The organism is Bradyrhizobium sp. sGM-13, from assembly GCF_018398875.1.
Lineage (GTDB): Bacteria > Pseudomonadota > Alphaproteobacteria > Rhizobiales > Xanthobacteraceae > Bradyrhizobium.
Genome location: NZ_JAGWDK010000003.1, coordinates 325,657 through 345,307 on the forward strand (window position 1 = coordinate 325,657; position 19,651 = coordinate 345,307).

Sequence of the window (19,651 nt, forward strand, 5' to 3'; positions counted from 1 at the left end):
CGGGAGTGATCGCATGCGCCTCGTGCTTCAGCTCGTCGCCCGCTTGTTTCTCGTGGTCATCCTGTGTTTGGGAGCGGCGACTATCTGGGCGACGATCGACGCGCATCGCAGCGTCGATCGCGCCACGGCCGCCTCCGCCGAGCGTGTCTCGGTGGCGCTGGAAGCGCTCTACTGGCGCGAATTGATGTTGCGCAGCAACAGGATGCGCGAGCAACTGCTGCCGGTGCCGGAATGGCGCACCATCGAAACGATGGGGCTGATCTCGCCGGGCATCTGCGTTCGGCTCGAGCCGGCGGGCGCGTTCGAGAAGCCGCTCTGCGGACAGAGCAAGGGGATCGGGCAAGCTCCACCGCGCTGGTTCGCGGCCACCGTGCAGGCACTGCTTGGGGACCACGCCGCGGTCGTCCGGCCGATTAGCACTCGCGCGGCCAACGCAGGCAGCGTATCGGCCGCCGCCGATCCAAATGCCGCCATCGCACTCGCTTGGCAGCACATCCGCGACAACATCCACGTCGCCCTGCTGATGGCGGTGGCGATCGCGCTGCTTGCCTCGCTTGCGATTGCGCATACGCTTGCGCCGGCGCAGCAGATCGTCGCCGCGCTGCAACGAATGGCGCGCGGACAATACAGCACGTCGCTGCCCCGCTTCCGATCGATGGAACTTGCCATGATCGGACAGGCCGTCCGCGATCTCGGCGACCGCCTCGCGCAGTCGATGGAGGAACGCGCCGCGCTGACCCGGCGCTTGCTCGAAATCCGCAGCGACGAGCGGCGGGCGCTTGCTCGTGAACTGCATGACGAATTCGGACAGAACCTGACGGCGATCCTCGCTTTCGCCAACACGATCGAAGCAACCAGCGCGCGGGAAACGGACAGAAGCGAGGTCGCGCAGGACGCGCGGATGATCTCGCAAGCCACCCATCGCATCATGGCGTGCCTGCGCGATACGTTGAACCGCTTGCGCCATCCGCCCGCCGAGGAACTCGGGCTTGAGGTTTGTCTTGTCGATCTCGTCGATAGCTGGCGCTCGCGGAATGCGACGCAGCCGATGATCCAGCTCGATCTCAAGGGCGATCTCGCCGACGTCCGCGGCGCCGTCGCTGCGACCGCCTATCGGGTCGCCCAGGAATGCCTGACCAATTCCTTGCGGCACAGTTCGGCGCGGGTGATCGTGCTGCGGATCGAGCGGCGCACCGGCGTGGAAAACGCGCTGCTGGTCCACGTCGAGGACGACGGCGGGGGCGATGCGGCCAAACTGGCCCGCTCTCCCGGCTTTGGCCTGACCGGCATTCGCGAGAGGGTCACAGCGCTTGGCGGATCGCTGTCGATCGCGGACGCGAACCGCGGGGTGAGCGTGGCCGCCACGATCCCGCTTGCAGCCTGATGACCGCGTCGCAGACCAAAGGCATTTCGATCCTGCTCGTCGACGACCATCCCGTGGTCCGGCAAGGCTATCGGCGCGTACTGGAGCACCAGGACGATTTCCAGGTGGTGGCCGAGGCCGACAACGCCGCCGACGCCTATCGCGCGTTCAAGGCGCACGCTCCTGACGTCGTGGTCATGGACATATCGATGCCGGGCGCCAGCGGGCTCGAGGCGATCAGGAACATTCGCGCCCGCTCATCCGACACCCGCATTCTCGTCTTCAGCATGCATTGCGAGGCGGCGCAGGTGAAGGCCGCCTTCAATGCCGGCGCGAACGGCTACGTCACGAAGGGCTCCGACCCATCAGCGCTGATCCGGGCGATCCGTTCGCTTGTCCGCGGCGAACAAGCGATGAGCGACGACATCGCCCACGTGCTGGCGCTGGAAAGCCTCTCCCCCTCGGGATCGGTGCTCGATCAACTGGGCGAGCGGGAAATCGAGATCCTCAGGCAGTTGGCTGCCGGCGCGACCACCGAGCAGATCGCCTCGAATCTCAATCTCAGCATCAAGACCGTGCAGAACTACCATTACCTCATCAAGACCAAGACCGGCATGCGGACGGATGCGCAGTTGGTCCGCCTGGCCGTGGAGTGCGGGCTGGCCAGCCTTTAGCGGCGGCCCGGTTTTCGTCCGGCCAGGCCCTTGCAAAGGCCCGGTTTTCCCCGCTCGCGGCCGCCGGTACGGGTGGCCTCCCCCGGCACGATTTGCTAAAGCACGGCGTAAAAACAAATCGGCCGGGAGTCGCCTCCCGCGCCTCGCCTGCCCGCTTCGGAGTTTTCGATGATCCCCCGCTATACCCGCCCGGAAATGGCCTCCATCTGGGAGCCGCAGACGCGTTTCAAGATCTGGTTCGAGATCGAGGCGCATGCGGCTGATGCGCTGGCCGAACTTGGCGTGATCCCGAAGGAGGCGGCGAAGACGATCTGGGCCAAGGCCAAGCATGCCACCTTCGACGTGGCGCGGATCGACGAGATCGAACGCGAGACCAAGCACGACGTCATCGCCTTCCTGACCCATCTGGCCGAAATCGTCGGCCCGGAGGCCCGCTTCGTCCACCAGGGCATGACCTCCTCCGACGTGCTCGACACCTGCCTCAACGTGCAGCTCACCCGCGCCGCAGACTTATTGATATTGGACCTCGACAAGGTTCTGGCCGCGCTGAAGAAGCGCGCGTTTGAGCACAAGATGACGCCGACCATCGGGCGCTCCCATGGCATCCACGCCGAGCCGGTGACGTTCGGACTCAAGCTGGCCTACGCCTATGCGGAATTCTCCCGTGCCCGCGAGCGCTTGGTTGCCGCCCGCAAGGAAGTCGCGACCTGCGCGATTTCGGGCGCCGTCGGCACTTTTGCGCAGATCGATCCGCGCGTGGAAGAGCATGTCGCCAAGGCGATGGGGCTGGAGCCGGAGCCGATCTCCACGCAAGTGATCCCACGCGACCGTCACGCCATGTATTTTGCGACGCTTGGCGTGATCGCCTCTTCGGTCGAGCGGCTCGCCATCGAAATCCGCCATCTGCAGCGCACCGAGGTGCTGGAAGCCGAAGAGTTCTTCTCCGAAGGCCAGAAGGGCTCGTCGGCCATGCCGCACAAGCGCAACCCGGTGCTGTCGGAAAATCTGACCGGCCTGTCGCGCATGGTGCGCGCCTATGCGATGCCGGCGATGGAAAACGTGGCGCTCTGGCACGAGCGCGACATCTCGCACTCCTCGGCCGAGCGCATGATCGGGCCGGATGCCACCGTGACGCTGGACTTCGCGCTAATGCGGCTTGCCGGCCTGGTCGAGAAGCTCCTGATCTATCCCGCCAACATGCAGAAGAACCTCGACCGCCTCGGCGGTCTGGTGCATTCGCAGCGGCTGCTGATCGCACTGACGCAGAAGGGCGCCAGCCGCGAGGACGCCTACAAGTACGTCCAGCGCAACGCCATGCCGGTCTGGCGCGGCGAAGGCGACTTCCAGACGCTGCTGAAGAAAGACCCCGATGTGAAGAAGCACCTGAGCGATGCCGAAATCGAGGAGCAGTTCGACCTCGGCTATCACTTCAAGCACGTCGATACGATCTTCAAGCGCGTGTTCGGCGAGAGCTGACTATTGGACCGGCGCGCGGGGCGCGCCGCCTTCGCCGGCCGGCGTCAGGCCCGCCCTGGACCTCGTGGGTGGCCAAACCAGCAGTTTCCCGGCCTTGCCAAGCCGATTTAGATGGTTCCAAATTGTCGTAACCGCCGTCGACAAGCTGCATGACCCCGCCGGCACCCTCGAAGCAACCTAACGGTAACCACAGATCGGCTAAGATCGCAGCGTGTCATCCCTGCCGAAAATCCTCATCTTCGATTCGGGCCTTGGCGGCCTCTCGGTCCTGCGCGAGATCATCCGCGCCCGGCCCGACGCGCACTACGTCTACGTCGCCGACGACGCGTTCTTTCCCTATGGCCATCACAGCGAGGAAGAGATCATCGCCCGCGTGGTGCCGCTGGTCGGCGAGCTGATCGCCCGCCACGCCCCTGCCCTGGTGGTGATTGCCTGCAACACCGCTTCCACGCTCGTGATGTCGCATCTGCGCAACGCCTACAGCGTGCCGTTCGTCGGCACCGTGCCTGCGATCAAGCCGGCCTGCGTCAGTTCGAAGACCAAACGCGTGTCGGTGCTCGGCACCAAGGGCACCGTCAAGCGCGAATACACCAAGCGCCTGATCGATGATTTTGCGCAAGGCTGCGAAGTGACGCTGGTGGGATCGGCAGAGCTCGCTTCCCTTGCCGAAGCCGCCCTCAGCGGAAACGACGTCCGCGACGAGGATATTGCGGCGGAGCTCGCCCCCTGCTTTGTCGGCAGTGGCGAGTATCGCACCGACACCGTCGTGCTGGCCTGCACCCACTTTCCGCTGTTGCTCGACCGCCTGACCAAGCTCGCACCCTGGCCGGTCGACTGGATCGACCCGGCACCCGCGATCGCCCGGCGCGTGTCCGAGCTACTGGGATCGCCAGGCCGGGAAAGCAATGAGGCCGGGGCCGAGATGATCTTCACCTCCCAGCGGCCGCACACGATGAGCCGGGCGCTGATGCCGTTCTTTGGCGGCCGCGTGCCGGCGTAAATCGTTAGCCGATCATCAGACGCGTAACTATTGCTTCTGCGTGTTGGTGGTTAGTCATGGCGCGGCACGGCTGCAACAGAACCGTGCCGGCTGTCGCCGAATGAAGTTTTTTATGTCGTTCCCAGGCCGGCCTTGGCGCATTGCTCGTCCTGGTCGCCGGTGACGCCACTCACTCCCACGCCGCCAGTGACTTTGCCGTCGATCATGATCGGCAATCCGCCCGGCGAGGCGAAGACACCGGGAAGTGTGGCCGTGGCCGGCCCACCTTTGTTGATCGCCTCCATGAAAGCGCGTGTCGGGCGCCGATAGGTCGCCGCGGACCGCGCCTTACCGACGGCGATGTCCATGCTGGCCGTCTGCGTGTTGTCCATGCGCTCGAAGTACACCAGGAATCCGTGATTATCGACCACAGCGACAGCCACGTTCCATCCGTTCTTCTGGCATTCGGCGAGTACGCCGGCTGCAATCTTCTTCGCGCCCGCGGCATTGACCGGCGTGCCGTAGTCAGGGCGCTTGTCCTGAGCGGATGCACCGACGGTAAGGGCGACGAGTGCAGCGGCGACCAGTATTGGCCTCATCATTGTCTCCTCCCTGGGTTTTATTGTGCAGGGGACTATACCGGAGCGGATGAAAACGTCGATGTGACCTTATCGTCCGCTTGATCGCCTGACGAGGCTCGCGCCGTGGCCGGTGGACTGGATCGATCCGGCCCGCACCATTGCCCGGCGCGTGTCCGATCTGCTCGGGTCGCCTGACCGCCAAAGCGACCAGGCCGGAGCCGAAGCGGCCGCACACGCTGAGCCGCGCGCTGATGCCATTTTTCGGCGGGCGCGTGCTGACGTCGTCGCTGATCGCGTTACGCTCACTCAGCCAGATCGCGCATGACCTTGATAAGGTCCGACTTGCCCTCGAATCCGATTCCGGGAAGTTCGGGCATGACGATGTGACCGTTCTCGACCTTCACCCCGTCCGGAAAGCCGCCGTACGGCTGGAAGAGGTCAGGATAGCTCTCATTGCCGCCCAACCCCAGCCCTGCCGCGATGTTAAGCGACATCTGATGGCCGCCGTGTGGAATGCAGCGGGAAGGCGACCAACCGAATTGATGCAGCACGTCGAGCGTGCGCAGATATTCGACCAAGCCGTAAGACAGGGCGCAGTCGAACTGCAGCCAATCACGGTCCGGGCGCATTCCACCGTAACGCAGAAGATTGCGCGCATCCTGGTGCGAGAACAAGTTCTCGCCGGTAGCCATCGGGCCGGGATAGAACTCCGAGAGCGCTGCCTGAAGGGCGTAGTCGAGGGGGTCACCGACCTCCTCATACCAGAACAGCGGATACTGGCGGAGCATTTTAGCATAAGCGATGCCGGTCTGAAGGTCGAAACGACCGTTGGCGTCGACGGCCAGTTGAGCCTCGGAGCCGATCTCCGTCAGAACCGCCTCGATGCGGCGCTGATCCTCGTCAATGGGCGCGCCACCGATCTTCATCTTTACGACATTGTAGCCACGATTGAGATATCCGCGCATTTCGGTCCGCAGCGCGGCATCGTCCTTGCCTGGGTAGTAGTAGCCGCCGGCTGCGTAGACGAAGACGCGAGGGTTGGCCTCGCGCCCCTTTTGCTCAGCGAGCAACCGGAACAACGGTTTTCTCGCGATTTTGGCCGTGGCGTCCCAGATCGCCATGTCGAGCGTTCCGACCGCAACTGAACGCTCGCCGTGACCGCCCGGCTTCTCGTTGCTCATCATTACCGCCCAGAGCTTGTGCGGATCGAAATTATCACCGGATTGGTTGAGGACGCTTTTGGGGTCTGCTTCCAGAATGCGGTTGCGAAAACGCTCGCGGATGAGACCGCCCTGGCCGTACCGGCCGTTCGAGTTGAAGCCGTAGCCAATGACCCTGTGACCATCGCGTTCGACGTCAGTCACAACAGCGACGAGGCTCGCGGTCATCTTCGAAAAATCGATATAGGCGTTGCGGATGGGAGACGAGATCGGCTTGGTGATCTCACAGACGTCGATGATGCGCATGATGTTCTCCTTGGGCGCGGTTTTCTGGCTTTCGCCTCGGATGTTCAATGATGCGGGAGAAGCGACGCGGCGCTCCTGTTGGCCGCAGCCGCATCAGCAAAGGCCCCGAGAGCTCCATCATTGGGATGCTTCGATGGGTACTTCTGTACTTCTGGACAGGGCGGATCGGCCAATGCCATGATCGGTTCGCGTTATGCGCAAACTGCATCGACATGGATCTCGACTGGCTCAAGGACTTTCTGGCGCTGGCGGAACTGAAGGGCTTCTCGCGTGCTGCCGACGCGCGGAACGTGACACAGCCGGCTTTCAGCCGGCGCATACGCGCACTTGAGGACTGGATCGGCACCCCGCTTTTCGTGCGGGGCGCTCAAGGCGCCAGCTTGACGCCAGCCGGCCAGCACTTTCAGCCGCTGGCCGCCGACATGATCCGTAGTTTGGAAAGGGCGCGACGCGATACCCGATCGGTGGGCGAGCGAAATACGATCACTCTGTCCATCGCAGCTACGCATGCGCTTTCCTTCACGTTTTTCCCCGAATGGATCCGGAACCACCTGCGCTTTGAGGCCCTCGGCACCCTCAGCCTGGTTTCGGAGAGCATGGAAGCTTGCGAAGAGATCATGCTCGGCGGAGAGGTGCATTTCCTGCTGTGTCACTATCATCCAGAGGCGCCGACGCGTTTCGAACCCGACCGCTTCCAGAGCGTGCGGGTCGGCGATGATTGTCTGGTTCCCCTCTGTGCGCCCGACTCCGGCGGGCGGCCTGCATGGCCGCTCTCCGACACATCGGCTCGACCGATACGCCTCCTCGCTTATAGTCATGCCTCCGGACTTGGCCGAATCCTCTCCGCCCATCAGATGAGCCGGGATGCGATCGCGCAAATGGAGGCCGGCTTTACCTCACATCTCGCCGCAACGCTCATGACAATGGCGCGCGAAGGCCATGGGGTCGCGTGGCTTCCACGAACATTGGCAAAACACGATCTGGAACAGGGACGGCTCGTTGGCGCCGGTCCACCGCAGTTCGATATACCGATAGAGATCAGATTATTCAGATCGCCCGACTGTCGGAATCACGCAGCAGACGAATTGTGGCATGCGTTAGCCCAATAGGCAGCTGTGTCGATACTCTCTCGTTACCTTCGCATAGACCAGAGGATGGCGTTAGTGAGGAGCCGCTGGTAGCGGGAGTCCTGCCAGACTGACGGCTCGTGGCCCAGCGCCGTATAGAATACGCGTCCCTCGCCGTAGAGGCGGGTCCATGCGAGAGGCCAACCATAGAAACGTTGATGCACGCCGGCCTTGCCGAGGTCCACCGAGCTTGGGTCGAGGCGCAGGAGCACGCTTGATCCACGGTAGTCGAAGTCGCTGATTTGGTAGATCTCGTCCTCGATTTGCAATGAATTCCCGAGAAACGCCACCAGAGGATCGCTGGGATCAACCACCTCGATTTTCACGGCCTGATGCCAGGGATGACCATTGAAGTAGCCGCCGATCAGATCGAGATAGTCCGGCCATGTGTAGAATGTGTCCGTCGCCGAATGAACACCGAGGAACCCGCCGCCCGCGAGCACAAAGTCAAGAAGAGCTGTCTTTTGCGCGTCGTTCATCGGAAGCTCTCCGGTTGTGTAGAACATGACCGCGGCGTAGCTCTTGAGGTTCTCGGTGGAAAATTCAGATGTGTCTTCCGTTGCAGTGACTTCAAAGCCACCCGAATTGCTCCCAAGCTGCGTCAGGATCGCCTTGGAAAGCGCTATGACATCATGCCGGTAGCCGGCAGAGTACGTGAAATAGAGGATGCGCGCTGGCGAGCGCTGCGCATGCGCGCCGAGTGGTCGAGCAGCCGCCGCGCCGCCAAGGAGCGCGATGAACTCACGTCGCCTCACAATCCGCTCCCCGAAACCTAGGCAATCATGTGCTGCAAGAAGATTAGCACAGGTAAGCCCAGCGCTGGCTCTTTAGTCTCTCTGTCCTTGGGGCAGCATTGCGTTGCGCCTGCGGCGCTTGAATTCATGGCACGGCTCAAAACAATCTGGCTCGATCAGTCGTGAATTTGATCTTATGGTCCCCTCGCCGAACGATGCCTCGGTCATTTTCAGCAGGGAGTTTCCGCTTGACCTCCGCAAAACCTGCGCCGCTCAACCGCCTCCGCCAGGCATGGCGGGAGGGACGCCCGACTTTCGGCGCGATCGCGACCATTCCCTCGATCCAGACGGTGCAGATCATGGCGCGTTCCGGGATCGATTTTATCATCGTCGATCTCGAGCACGGCCCGATCGATCTCGGTTCGGCGCATGCGATGATCACGGCGACTTCTGGCACGCCCTGCGTGCCAATGGTGCGGATTGCCGCCAACGAGCCGTGGCTGGCGAAAGCGCCGATGGACCTTGGCGCGCTCGGAATCAATTTTCCGATGATCTGCAGCCGCACTGAGGCCGAAAAAGCCGTGCGTAGCGTGCGCTATCCACCGAACGGCGACCGGCTATGGGGCCCGTTCCATGCGCCGTTCCGCTGGGGCGTGTCGATGGCGGATTACATGGCGACTGCGGACGACGACATGATCTGCATGGTCACCATCGAACATGTCGAAGCGGTCGAGCGCATTGACGAGATCATGGCGACGCCGGGCATCGATGTCGCCGTGATCGGCCCCGGCGACCTCGCCACCTCCATCAACAAGCGCGGCCTGCCCGATGATCCCGAGGTGGTGGCGCTGATGAAGCGCGCCGAGGAAGGCATCCTCAGAAGTGGCGTACCAATCGGCGGCGTCGCGCGCACGGCCGAGCAAGCCAACAAGTTGATCGACCGCGGCTACGTCGCGCTGGCGCTCGGCTTCGACTGGTCGCTGTTCCAGCGCGGCATCGCGGCAACCTTTGAAGGGATCAAGCGATAGGTGCCGAGACGGCGGCAAGCCCTTCAAAGCTCTCGGGGTTTACCGGGTTCCTCGGGGGCCGCGGCGCCGGCAAACCCGGGCGATCCGGATACGAACCTCATGGCGTCAAAGCGCCTTGTTCGTGCTAGATGAGGTGCTGGCAGGTTGCCAGGCGGCCTGCCGGCTTTTTGATTGATCTTTTGCGGAAACGCGGGCGGAGCGATGCGCGGAACGGTTCGAAAAATCACACTACCGCGCCGTTTGGTCGCCGACCTCATGCACGCCTCGAACGGCGTGCCCTTTGTTTCGCTCTCGCGTCCCCTCAATATTCGAGCCCTGCAGGAAGCCCGCGCGCAGGCCGCCCAGCGGCCGGGCTGGGCTGCGATTTTCGTCAAGGCGTTCGCGCTGGTGGCCAAGGAACAACCGATCCTGCGCACCCTCTACGTCAAATGGCCGATGCCGGCCTTCTACGAACTGCCGCGCAGCGTCGCGATGGTGGCGATCGCCCGGATCGAGGACGGCCAGGATTGCGTGCTGCCGCAGAAGGTCGCCGCGCCCGACGAAATGCCGCTTGCCGAGGTTGACGCCCTGATCCGGCACGCCAAGGTGGCGCCGATCGACGAGGTGCCGGCGTTCCGGAAGATCCTGCGAACCACGCGGCTGCCGCTGCCATTGCGACGGCTGTTCTGGGCGGTCGGGCTGAATTTCGGCCGCCAGCGGGCCAATTATTTCGGTAGTTTTGGGGTCACCTCGGTGGCCGCCTACGGCGCAGGCCAGCTCCATGCCATCAGCCCCGGACCCTTTGTCCTGAGCTATGGGGTTGAAAAGCCCGACCAGACCGTCGATGTCGTCTTGCGCTGGGATCACCGGATTACCGATGCCGCCCCGATGGCCAAGGCATTGAATCGGCTGGAACAGGTACTGAACGGCGAAATATCAGCCGAATTGCGGGCCAACCGGCAGCAAACCGAGCCCAAACCGGTCCGCGCGGTCGCGACTTGACGGCGTCTTCTGTGGGCTGTCATTCCGGGATGGTCCGAAGGACCAGACCTCAGGTGTGCAATTGCACACCGGGGAATCTCGAGATTCTCAGGGGCGCAAGAGCGCCCCATAGTTCGCTTCGCGCCCCGGAATGACGGAGGTCTCGGAGGCTCTTTTCGTTGACAGAACGGCGGTTTCTCCCTAAGAACCCGCTTGCTCGCGGGCCGGTTTCGGCCCGCGATGCGTTTCGCGACCCGTGGTCCTCCCCGAGCTTTCGAGGCGGACCTGTCGGCCCCGGCAACCCCGGTGCACAGGAGGGCGCGTTTCCTCAACACTCAAACTCTATGCAGAGGACGCGATGACAAAGCGCAGTGAGGCGAAATACAAGATCGATCGCCGTATGGGTCAGAATATCTGGGGCCGCCCGAAGAGCCCCGTGAACCGCCGGGAATACGGCCCCGGCCAGCACGGCCAGCGCCGCAAGGGCAAGCTGTCCGACTTCGGCGTCCAGCTCCGCGCCAAGCAGAAGCTTAAAGGTTACTACGCCAACATTTCCGAGCGTCAGTTCCACGGCATCTATGTCGAGGCCGGCCGGATGAAGGGCGACACCGGTGAGAACCTGATCGGCCTCTTGGAGCGCCGTCTCGACACCGTGGTCTATCGCGCCAAGTTCGTCGCCACGATGTTCGCCGCGCGCCAATTCATCAACCACGGCCACATCAAGGTGAACGGCCGCCGGGTCAATATTCCGAGCTACAAGCTCAAGCCCGGCGACGTCGTCGAGGTCAAGGAATCCTCCAAGCAGCTCACTCCCGTTCTGGAAGCAAGCCAGCTCGGCGAGCGCGATGTGCCCGACTTCATCGAGACCGATCACTCCAAGATGACGGCGAAGTTCACCCGCATCCCCGCCCTGTCGGACGTGCCGTTCGCAGTGCAGATGGAGCCGCATCTGATCGTCGAATTCTATTCGCGCTGATCGGTTTTCAGTTACGAGATATCAAAGGCCCCGGTTTTGCCGGGGCCTTTTTGTATGCGAGTATGGCGTTCTCTACGCCGAGCCTCGCCGTGGGCTTGAACCAAGCGGGATCAACATGCGCTTGCGCGACTGCCACAACTTTCATGACTTCCGCAGGCTGGCCCGACGACGGCTGCCCGGCCCTATCTTCGATTACATCGATGGCGCGGCTGACGACGAGGTGACCCATCGCCGGAACACCGCAAGTTTCGAGCGCTGTGACCTGGTACCCAATGTGCTGCGCGGCGTCGAGCACATCGATATGTCGGTGACGGTGCTGGGCCAGAAGCTCGCGATGCCGATCTATTGCTCTCCGACCGCACTGCAACGCCTATTCCACCATACCGGCGAACGCGCCGTCGCCGCCGCTGCGGCGAAGTACGGCACGATGTTCGGCGTATCGTCGCTCGGCACGGTAAGCCTCGAGGAACTGCGCAAGGCGCACGACACGCCGCAGGTCTATCAATTCTACTATCACCGGGATCGCAGTCTCAACCGCGCGATGATGCAACGTGCGAAAGAAGCCGGCGTCCAGGTGATGATGCTCACCGTCGACAGCATCACGGGCGGCAACCGCGAGCGCGACAAGCGCACCGGCTTTTCGATTCCATTTCGGCTGACCCTTGCCGGGATGTACCAGTTCGGGATCAAGCCGGCCTGGGGCATCAATTATCTCACGCATGAGCGGTTTAAGCTTCCGCAACTGGACCAGCACGTCGACATGGGCAGCGGCGCGCTGTCGATCTCCAAATATTTCACCGAGATGCTGGATCCTTCGATGAACTGGGACGATGTGGCTGAAATGGTCCGGCTATGGAACGGGCAATTCTGCCTGAAGGGCGTCATGTCAGTGGCGGACGCCAGGCGCGCCGTCGAGATCGGTTGCACCGGCATCGTATTGTCCAATCATGGCGGCCGGCAATTGGACGGTTCACGCGCGCCATTCGACCAATTGGCCGAAATCGTGGATGCCGTCGGCGATCGAATTGACGTGATCATGGACGGCGGAATTCAGCGGGGCACCCATGTCTTGAAGGCGTTGTCGCTTGGAGCCAAGGCTGTAGGCGTTGGACGCTATTACCTTTATCCTCTCGCGGCGGCCGGCCAGGCTGGCGTCGAGCGGGCTCTCGACCTGATGCGGTCGGAACTCGAGCGGGGAATGAAGCTGATGGGATGCACTGCGATCAATCAGCTCTCTCGCGAAAATCTGCGGTTCAGATAATTTCTGTCCCGCCATCAAGTCAAAAGAGACGAGAAACTGCCATGCACTACACCCCTGCCCCGCGCGATCCCAAGGCCGATCCCATCCGCATCAACCTGTTGTCGGACACCCAGACGCGACCGACGCCCGCGATGCGCGAGGCGATGGCGCGGGCGGAAGTCGGCGACGAGCAGATCGGCGACGACCCGACGGTGAATCTGCTGTGCGAGCGCGTGGCTGACCTGCTCGGCAAGGAAGCCGCCGTGTTCATGCCGTCAGGCACTATGTGCAACGTCTCTGCCACCCTCGCCCATTGCCGGCCGGGCGATGAAATTCTGGCCCATGCCACCGCGCATATCATTGCCCGCGAAGGCGGCGCACACGCCGCGCTCGGCGGATTCCAGATCATGCCGCTGCCGGGCGATGACGGGCAATTCACGCCCGAAACGTTCCGCGCCGCGCTGCACCCGCGCTCGCGCTACCAGCCGCCGCAGACCGTCGTCAGCGTCGAGCAAACCGCCAATATCGGCGGCGGCACGATCTGGAAGAAGGCGGCGCTGGATGAAATCGTCGAGATCGCCAAGGCGCATGGGCTGATCACCCATATGGATGGCGCGCGGCTGTTGAACGCTTGCGTCGCCACAAAAATATCGGCGCGCGACATGGCCGCGGGCTGGGATTCGGCCTGGATCGATTTCTCCAAGGGCCTCGGCGCGCCGATCGGCGGCGTGATTGCGGGGTCGCGCACCTTCATCGACGACGTCTGGCGCTGGAAGCAGCGCCTCGGCGGCTCGATGCGGCAGGCCGGCATTTGTGCCGCGGCCTGCGTCTATGCGCTCGACCATCACGTCGACCGCCTCGCCGACGATCACGCCAATGCCCGCGCGCTGGCGCGGGGGCTGTCGCAGATCGACGGCATCGAGGTGCAAGAGCCTGAGACCAACCTGGTGTTCTTCAAGCCTGATAGAGCCGGCATCGCGGGCGACAAAATGGTCGAAGCCTTGCGCAAACGCGGCGTGCTGCTCGCGATGATGGACGGTCGCATTCGCGCCTGCACGCATCTCGACGTCAGTGCTGCGATGATCGAGGAGACGGTCGGGCTGGTGCGCGAGATCGTACGCGGCGCGTGAGAAGCGTCAGCCCGAGGCCGTAAACTTAGGCAACGGCTGATGTGCGCGCCCGCCACAGCACGCTGCCGAGCAGCAGATACACTGCGCCCGTCCACATGGCCTGCCAGTTCTGGAAGCCTTCGTTGAAGACGATATAGACCGCCGCCAAGGCGAAGAGTCCGGCAAACACGGCCTCAGAGAGCGGCCGCTCGCCGGATTTCGAACCGTTGAGAAACGCCAACGTCCAGAACGGCACCACGGCCATGGTCAGGGCGGCGAACGGGAAATCGCGCCAGCGCGCGTCGAATATCAGGCTGAGCGCGGTCTGCGCGGCGATGAGCGTCGTCACGATCAGGGTCACGCCCAGTATGTTGCTCATGAACAAAGGGGTCAGGCCCTTGCGCGGCCCCAACACTTCAAGAAACGCCGGAAGCTCCCGCCCCGACATCAGCGCGTAGGTGGCCAGCAGCGGCGCTGTCACTGCCGCCGTCAGCAGAAAACCCTGAACTAGCCAGCCGCCGAGGCCGTAGCTTTCCTGGAGCATCTTGTCGATGCTGATGCCCAGCAAGATCCCGCCAGCGGTCGCGGATGCGGCGACCGCGGCCCACGATGCCAACGGCGCCGCGGCCTGCTGGCGCTTCCGCGTGAACCCGGCAACTGCGAATACACAGAGGCAAAGCAGCAGCCCGCCTGCCATCTGCAGCTTCCAGAACGGGTAATTGCTGATGGCCACGCCGGCCGGATATTTCAGCTTGCGTTCGGCCCCGTCGAACAGTCCCCAATAGCCCCCCACCGTTCCTTCCCAGCGCCGCTTCCACGGCTCGTCATAGGCCTCGAACAAATTGACGCGAAAATTGTCGCGCCGTGCCCGCTCGAGAATCTCGGAAATGAAACGTGCCTGGTTGACGCGGGACGCCAGCGCGCCGTCGCGCATCCGCCCGTGGCTTGGCCAACCGGTCTCACCGATCAAAATCTCCTTGCCGGGAAAGGCTGCCGCCACTTGCTTGCGTATCTCATCCACATGCGCGGCTGCATCCTCGGCGCGCGGGGGAATGTCCTCCCAATAGGGCAGGAAATGGGCGGTAACGAAATCGACATCGGCGCCTACCTCGCGGTAGCGCAGCCAGAATTCCCAGACATCGGCATAGGTCACCGGAATGTCCACGCGCGGCTTGACCGACTGGATCGTTTGACGAAGGTCGCCGACCGTCATGTCGCCGCGCAGCAGCACTTCGCTGCCGACGATGAGCGCTGCGACCGTGCCGGGATGATCCTTGACCAACGAGACCGCAATGTCGGCGAGTTGCGCGTTCTTCGCGCGATCACGCCCGATCCACACGCCAAGCAGAACCTTCAATCCGACCCTGGACGCAAGCTCGGGCACCTTGTCCAGCCCGTTGTCGATGGAATAGGTGCGGATGCATTTGGAGACCTTGGCAAGCTCCTGCAGATCCTCCGCGATCTGCTCCGGCTTGACGATGAGCGTCGGATCGTGCGGCGTTTGATCGTTGCGGAACGGCGCGTAGGAAACGCATTCCAGCTTCGATGCATCATCGATCGGCGCACGCGTCAGCGCTACCGGCGCGGCCAGCCACCACCACACCGCGACAACGATGCCGAGCGATAGAAATAAAAGCGCCAGCGGCGTTCGAAAGCCGATTGGTCCTGCTCCCCTAATAGGACGAATGGATGAGCCTGTTTAGCCGTGCGCGGCAGGCATGTCGACCCGCTGGTCACACCATCTGTACAATTGCGCGAGAGTACGGAAACGGCGATATTGAGCCGTTCAAAAGTGAGTTTTGTTTGCGCAAAATTGATCGCGCCTGACGAGTAAACTGATGGCATTCAAGAGATTTTCCCGGCGACAGTTTGGCAGACTTGCAGGCTGGTCGGCGTTTGGCTTGTCGATGCTGTCAGCAAAGTCCAGCACGGCGCAATCGAATCAAGCGGCCGGAATACAGAATCAGCGACCCTCGTCGAATTTTCCGGGCGGCTTTCTGTGGGGCACGGCGACCTCGGCCTATCAGGTCGAGGGCGCGGTCAACGAAGACGGCCGCGGGCCGTCGATCTGGGACCGCTTTGCCCACACGCCCGGCACCATTTCCGACCGCAGCAATGGCGACACCGCGACCGACCACTATCGTCTCTACAAGCAAGATATCGAGATCATGAAGTCGCTGGGCGCAAAAGCCTATCGATTCTCGATCGCATGGCCGCGCGTCTTTCCGGATGGGACCGGACCGGCAAACCCAAAGGGCCTCGATTTCTATCACCGCCTTGTCGACGAATTGTTGGCCAACGGCATCGAGCCATTTGCGACGCTGTATCATTGGGACCTGCCGCAGGCGCTGCAGGATCGCTTTGGCGGCTGGACTTCGCGCGACACCTCGAAGGCATTCGCGGACTACGCCGCCCATGCCACTGCCCGCTTGAGTGATCGCGTGAAGTATTTCTTCACGATCAACGAGTGCTCCAGGCTCGTTCATCTCGGCCACGGCCTTGGTGCCGACGCGCCCGGCCTCAAACTGCCTCAGTCAGGACTGAACCAGGTTCGTCACCATGTTGCGCTGGGACATGGCCTCGCCGTTCAGGCCATCCGTGCCCATGGGCGTGCCGGAACGAAGGTCGGTCCGGCGGAGAATGCCGTGAGCTGCATCCCCGCCATCGAAACATCAGCCAACATCCGCGCCGCCGAGATGGCGACGCGCGAGCTCAACGCGGGCTACCTGACCGTGATGCTCGAAGGAAAATATACCGACGCGTATCTGGCGCGGTCCGGCCAAGACGCGCCGAAATTCACCGCCGACGATCTGCGCGTCATTTCATCCCCGATCGATTTCGTCGGGCTGAACGTCTATATGCCGGACCATTATGTCGTTGCCGCCGACAACGAGCGCGGCTTCACGCTTGCGCCGTTTCCCGCCTCATTTCCGCACATGAAAGCGAGCTGGCTCAGGCCCGGCCCCGAGGCCATCTACTGGGTGCCGCGTCACGTCGCAAAACTGTGGAACGTGAAGTCGATCTATATCACCGAGAACGGAACGTCAGGGAGCGATCAGCCGGCGCCGGACGGGACCATCTACGACGTCGACCGCATCATGTATCTGCGCAATTATCTCACGCAGTTGCAGCGCGCGACATCCGAGGGCGTGCCCGTGCTCGGATACTTCCTTTGGAGCCTGATGGATAATTTCGAATGGTCTGACGGCTATGAGCAGCGCTTCGGCATCTACCACGTCGACTTCAATACCAAGCGTCGTACGCCCAAGCTGAGCGCATCGTTCTATCGCGAGACGATCGCACGAAATGCGGTAGTCTAGTCCGGGGATAGTCAATCCTTGCGCAGGCCCTTGCCGAGCGCCTCATACATGATCGTCTTCAGTGCCAGTTGAATTCGCCCACCCTGCGTCGGAGCCTGCACCATGAAGACAACGAGCAAGTCGTCCTGCGGATCGACAAAATAGAAACTTCCGCCTGCGCCATCCCATCGGTATTCGCCGAGCGGCCATGTCGTGTTTGGCGGCGGTGAGGTGCGCACGGCAAAGCCAAGACCGAAGCCGCTGGACGGTCCCGGAAAATAAAAGGGATCGTGAATGATCCTGGTTTCCGGACCGATCTGATCCGAGGTCATCAGCGCGACTGTCTCGGGCTTGAGGTACCGCTTGCCGTCCAGTTCGCCGCCGTTCAGCAGCATTTGCAGGAATCGGGCGTAGTCGGCGGCCGTCGAGACCAAACCCGCGCCACCGGATTCCCACCGCCGCGGCACTGTCGGGTCTCCGATTCCGGCCACCCGAAAGCGATCGACCGGAAATGGTTGGGCGATGCGCGGCCACTTCGGTTGGTCTGCGACATAGTATGCGGTCTCGGACATGCCTAGCGGATCGAACAGTCTCTGCTTCTCGAATTGAAACAGCGTCTGCCCTGAGACCACCTCGACGACACGGCCGAGCACGTCGGTCGAATGGCTGTAGTTCCAACGCGTTGCCGGCTGATCGGCGAGCGGCAGCGTCGCGATGCGGTCAGCGAATTCGGCGTTGTCGAAGTCGCCGGCGTATAATCGCGGATTGGCATAGAGCTTTTGCACTGCGGTTTCGCCGAAGAAACCGTAAGTGATCCCGGACGTGTGCCGCAGCAGATCCCTGATTGTGATCGGGCGCTTCAGCGGCTCGAGCTTGAGCGGGTACTGTCCTGCTTCATCGGAAAGATCGACACCGACTTTCGCATCCGCAAAGGCACGAATGTATTTGGACACGGGATCGTCGAGGGCCAGCTTCCCGTCGTCGACCAGCATCATCGCGGCGACCGAGGTGACGGCCTTCGACATCGAATAGATCTGAAAAATGGTATCCGGCGTCATCGGCTGGCTGGACGCAGGATCCCGCACGCCGAAACATTCAAGATAGACTGGTTTGCCGTGCTGCTGGATCAGAAGCACCGCACCGGGAATCTTGCCGGCCGTGACCTCGCTGCGAACGTAGTCACCAATCCGGTCAAGGGCCACTCGCGAAAAAGTTGGCGCGGCCGGCGCTTTCGGCTCGGTCCGCGCCTCCTGCGGTTGGCCGCCGACCAGGGAAACCACAAGCGCCGCCGCAGCAATGCAACGCCCTGCCGTGCCGTCAGTTCTCCAGCGCTTCATAGACCAACTGCTTCAGCGTCCGCTGGATGCGCTGGCGTTCCGTCGGCGTCTGCTCGAGCAGCACGAAGAACATGTCCTGCTTGCGGTCGACCACGAAATAGCAGCCGCTGGCGCCATCCCATTTCAATTCGCCAAGCGATCCCGGCGGCGGCGGCTTGGCATTGCCCGGATCGGTGCGCACCGCAAGGCCGAGGCCCATTCCGAAGCCGTCCCCGGGGAAATAGAAATAGTCCCGCTCGACCCCAGACCCGGGGCCGACATAGTCGGTCGTCATCAGCTTGAACGTTTCGGGCTTCAGGTAGGTCTTGCCCTCGAACGTGCCGCCATTGAGCAGCATCTGCGTAAAGCGGCGGTAGTCCGCCATCGTCGAGTACATGCCGCCGCTGGCGAATTCGATCTTCTTGACATTGGTCGGGTTGGTGTCGCGGCCGACGCGGAAGTTACTGTCGTTCGGCACCGGCAGCGCCATACGCTGCTGCTTCTCCGGATCGGTGATGTAGAAGCCGGTGTCGACCATGCCGAGCGGATCGAGCAGCCTTTCGCGCATGATCGTGAACAGGGATTTTCCGGACGCGACTTCCATCACCCGCGCCAGGATGTCGGTGGAATGGCCGTATTGCCAGAGCGCGCCCGGCTGGTTGTGCAGCGGCAGTTTGGCGATCCGCTCGGCGAACCCGGCCAGATCGAAATCTCCGTCATAGATATTGGCGGCCGCATAGGCCTTGCGGACCAGGGTGTCGCCGTAGAAGCCGTAGGTGATCCCTGACGTATGCACCATCAGGTCGCGGACGGTCATCGGCCGGATTGGCGGCACCAGCTCGAGCGTCTTGGTGCCATCCTCGTTCTTCTTCTCGACGCCGACCTTCACATTCGCGAAGGACGGGATGTACTTTGAGACAGGATCGTCGAGCTTGATCGTGCCGTCCTCGACCAATTGCATGGCCACGACCGACGTGATCGCTTTCGTCATCGAGAATAGGCGGAAGATGGTCTTGTCATTGATTGGCTTCTTGGACTCCACGTCCTGAACGCCGAAGGTTTCGTGATAGACCGGCTTGCCATGCTGCTGGATCAGGACGTTCGCGCCCGCGATCTTGCCGGTCGCCACCTCGTTCTTGAAGAATTCGGTGATCTTCGTAAGCTTGTCCTTGTTGAAACGCGCGCCGGCGGGAATGTCGAAGGTGCCTTCGGCGCGGACTTGCGGCGTAACCGCCAGCATCAGCGCGCCGCAGGCAAGCCCGCGCAGCATTTGACGCAAGTTCATTGGAACCCCCTCCAGAATTCGGAGAGGAGTGTAGCTGC

Annotated in this window: 17 protein-coding genes and 1 pseudogene; 12 read left to right on the plus strand and 6 right to left on the minus strand. The window is 62.5% G+C overall.

The features are described from left to right. Positions 1–13: 13 nt before the first annotated feature. The 4 genes from KJQ96_RS06210 (at position 14) to murI (ending at position 4,513) form a co-directional block, all read left to right on the plus strand. Positions 14–1,384, plus strand: coding sequence for a histidine kinase (locus KJQ96_RS06210; RefSeq protein WP_213285790.1), 1,371 nt, complete (start codon positions 14–16; stop codon positions 1,382–1,384). Further along, positions 1,384–2,037, plus strand: coding sequence for a response regulator transcription factor (locus tag KJQ96_RS06215; RefSeq protein ID WP_057843744.1), 654 nt, complete (start codon positions 1,384–1,386; stop codon positions 2,035–2,037). The genes KJQ96_RS06210 and KJQ96_RS06215 overlap by 1 nt, the downstream gene beginning before the upstream one ends. A 168-nt stretch (positions 2,038–2,205) precedes the next feature. Then, on the plus strand, positions 2,206–3,513 hold the full coding sequence (purB, locus tag KJQ96_RS06220) for an adenylosuccinate lyase (RefSeq protein ID WP_213285791.1): 1,308 nt from the start codon (positions 2,206–2,208) through the stop codon (positions 3,511–3,513). Positions 3,514–3,724: 211 nt separating this feature from the next. Then, positions 3,725–4,513 (plus strand): glutamate racemase, encoded by a 789-nt coding sequence (gene murI, locus KJQ96_RS06225; protein ID WP_213285792.1) that lies wholly within the window; start codon positions 3,725–3,727, stop codon positions 4,511–4,513. Between the two features lie 110 nt (positions 4,514–4,623). Here the strand turns inward: murI and KJQ96_RS06230 are convergent, their stop codons facing one another. Next, positions 4,624–5,094, minus strand: a complete 471-nt coding sequence (locus KJQ96_RS06230; RefSeq protein WP_213285793.1) for a heme-binding protein — start codon at positions 5,092–5,094, stop codon at positions 4,624–4,626. A 76-nt stretch (positions 5,095–5,170) separates the two neighbouring features. Here KJQ96_RS06230 and KJQ96_RS40115 point away from each other — a divergent pair. Further along, a pseudogene (locus KJQ96_RS40115) lies at positions 5,171–5,348 on the plus strand (glutamate racemase); the annotation flags it as partial. Between the two features lie 27 nt (positions 5,349–5,375). On the opposite strand, the gene KJQ96_RS06235 reads toward KJQ96_RS40115, so the two are convergent. Then, the gene (locus KJQ96_RS06235) at positions 5,376–6,539 is read right to left on the minus strand and encodes a mandelate racemase/muconate lactonizing enzyme family protein (RefSeq protein ID WP_213285794.1); all 1,164 of its coding nucleotides are present in this window, start codon (positions 6,537–6,539) and stop codon (positions 5,376–5,378) included. A 212-nt stretch (positions 6,540–6,751) separates the two neighbouring features. On the opposite strand from KJQ96_RS06235, the gene KJQ96_RS06240 reads away from it, so the two are divergent. Beyond that, positions 6,752–7,648: a LysR family transcriptional regulator gene (locus KJQ96_RS06240; protein WP_213285871.1), complete on the plus strand. Its 897-nt coding sequence runs from the start codon at positions 6,752–6,754 to the stop codon at positions 7,646–7,648. 23 nt (positions 7,649–7,671) lie between these two features. Here the strand turns inward: KJQ96_RS06240 and KJQ96_RS06245 are convergent, their stop codons facing one another. Continuing rightward, entirely contained in the window at positions 7,672–8,421 is a 750-nt protein-coding gene (locus tag KJQ96_RS06245) for a ThuA domain-containing protein (RefSeq protein ID WP_213285795.1), read from the minus strand. A 227-nt stretch (positions 8,422–8,648) separates the two neighbouring features. Here KJQ96_RS06245 and KJQ96_RS06250 point away from each other — a divergent pair, with 227 nt between their 5' ends. The 5 genes from KJQ96_RS06250 (at position 8,649) to KJQ96_RS06270 (ending at position 13,734) form a co-directional block, all read left to right on the plus strand. After that, positions 8,649–9,428 carry an HpcH/HpaI aldolase/citrate lyase family protein gene (locus tag KJQ96_RS06250; RefSeq protein ID WP_375293143.1) on the plus strand — a complete coding sequence of 260 codons (780 nt, stop codon included), beginning with the start codon at positions 8,649–8,651 and terminating at the stop codon, positions 9,426–9,428. A 201-nt stretch (positions 9,429–9,629) separates the two neighbouring features. Then, positions 9,630–10,409, plus strand: coding sequence for an acyltransferase (locus KJQ96_RS06255; RefSeq protein WP_213285797.1), 780 nt, complete (start codon positions 9,630–9,632; stop codon positions 10,407–10,409). Between the two features lie 337 nt (positions 10,410–10,746). Further along, a complete protein-coding gene (rpsD, locus tag KJQ96_RS06260) occupies positions 10,747–11,364 on the plus strand; it encodes a 30S ribosomal protein S4 (RefSeq protein WP_028349968.1) in 618 nt (205 codons plus the stop codon). A gap of 115 nt (positions 11,365–11,479) precedes the next feature. Continuing rightward, positions 11,480–12,625, plus strand: coding sequence for an alpha-hydroxy acid oxidase (locus KJQ96_RS06265; RefSeq protein WP_213285798.1), 1,146 nt, complete (start codon positions 11,480–11,482; stop codon positions 12,623–12,625). A 41-nt stretch (positions 12,626–12,666) separates the two neighbouring features. Continuing rightward, entirely contained in the window at positions 12,667–13,734 is a 1,068-nt protein-coding gene (locus tag KJQ96_RS06270) for a low specificity L-threonine aldolase (RefSeq protein ID WP_213285799.1), read from the plus strand. A 25-nt stretch (positions 13,735–13,759) separates the two neighbouring features. On the opposite strand, the gene KJQ96_RS06275 is transcribed toward KJQ96_RS06270, so the two are convergent. Then, on the minus strand, positions 13,760–15,316 hold the full coding sequence (locus KJQ96_RS06275) for a glycosyl hydrolase family 17 protein (RefSeq protein WP_309142372.1): 1,557 nt from the start codon (positions 15,314–15,316) through the stop codon (positions 13,760–13,762). 235 nt (positions 15,317–15,551) lie between these two features. Between KJQ96_RS06275 and KJQ96_RS06280 the strand changes: the two genes are divergently transcribed. Then, the gene (locus tag KJQ96_RS06280; RefSeq protein WP_213285800.1) at positions 15,552–17,033 is read left to right on the plus strand and encodes a GH1 family beta-glucosidase; all 1,482 of its coding nucleotides are present in this window, start codon (positions 15,552–15,554) and stop codon (positions 17,031–17,033) included. Positions 17,034–17,044: 11 nt separating this feature from the next. Here KJQ96_RS06280 and KJQ96_RS06285 read toward each other — a convergent pair whose 3' ends face one another. Continuing rightward, positions 17,045–18,349, minus strand: a complete 1,305-nt coding sequence (locus KJQ96_RS06285) for a serine hydrolase (RefSeq protein ID WP_213285801.1) — start codon at positions 18,347–18,349, stop codon at positions 17,045–17,047. Further along, a complete protein-coding gene (locus KJQ96_RS06290; RefSeq protein WP_213285802.1) occupies positions 18,330–19,613 on the minus strand; it encodes a serine hydrolase in 1,284 nt (427 codons plus the stop codon). Before KJQ96_RS06290 ends, KJQ96_RS06285 begins: the two co-directional genes overlap by 20 nt. Positions 19,614–19,651 lie beyond the last annotated feature (38 nt).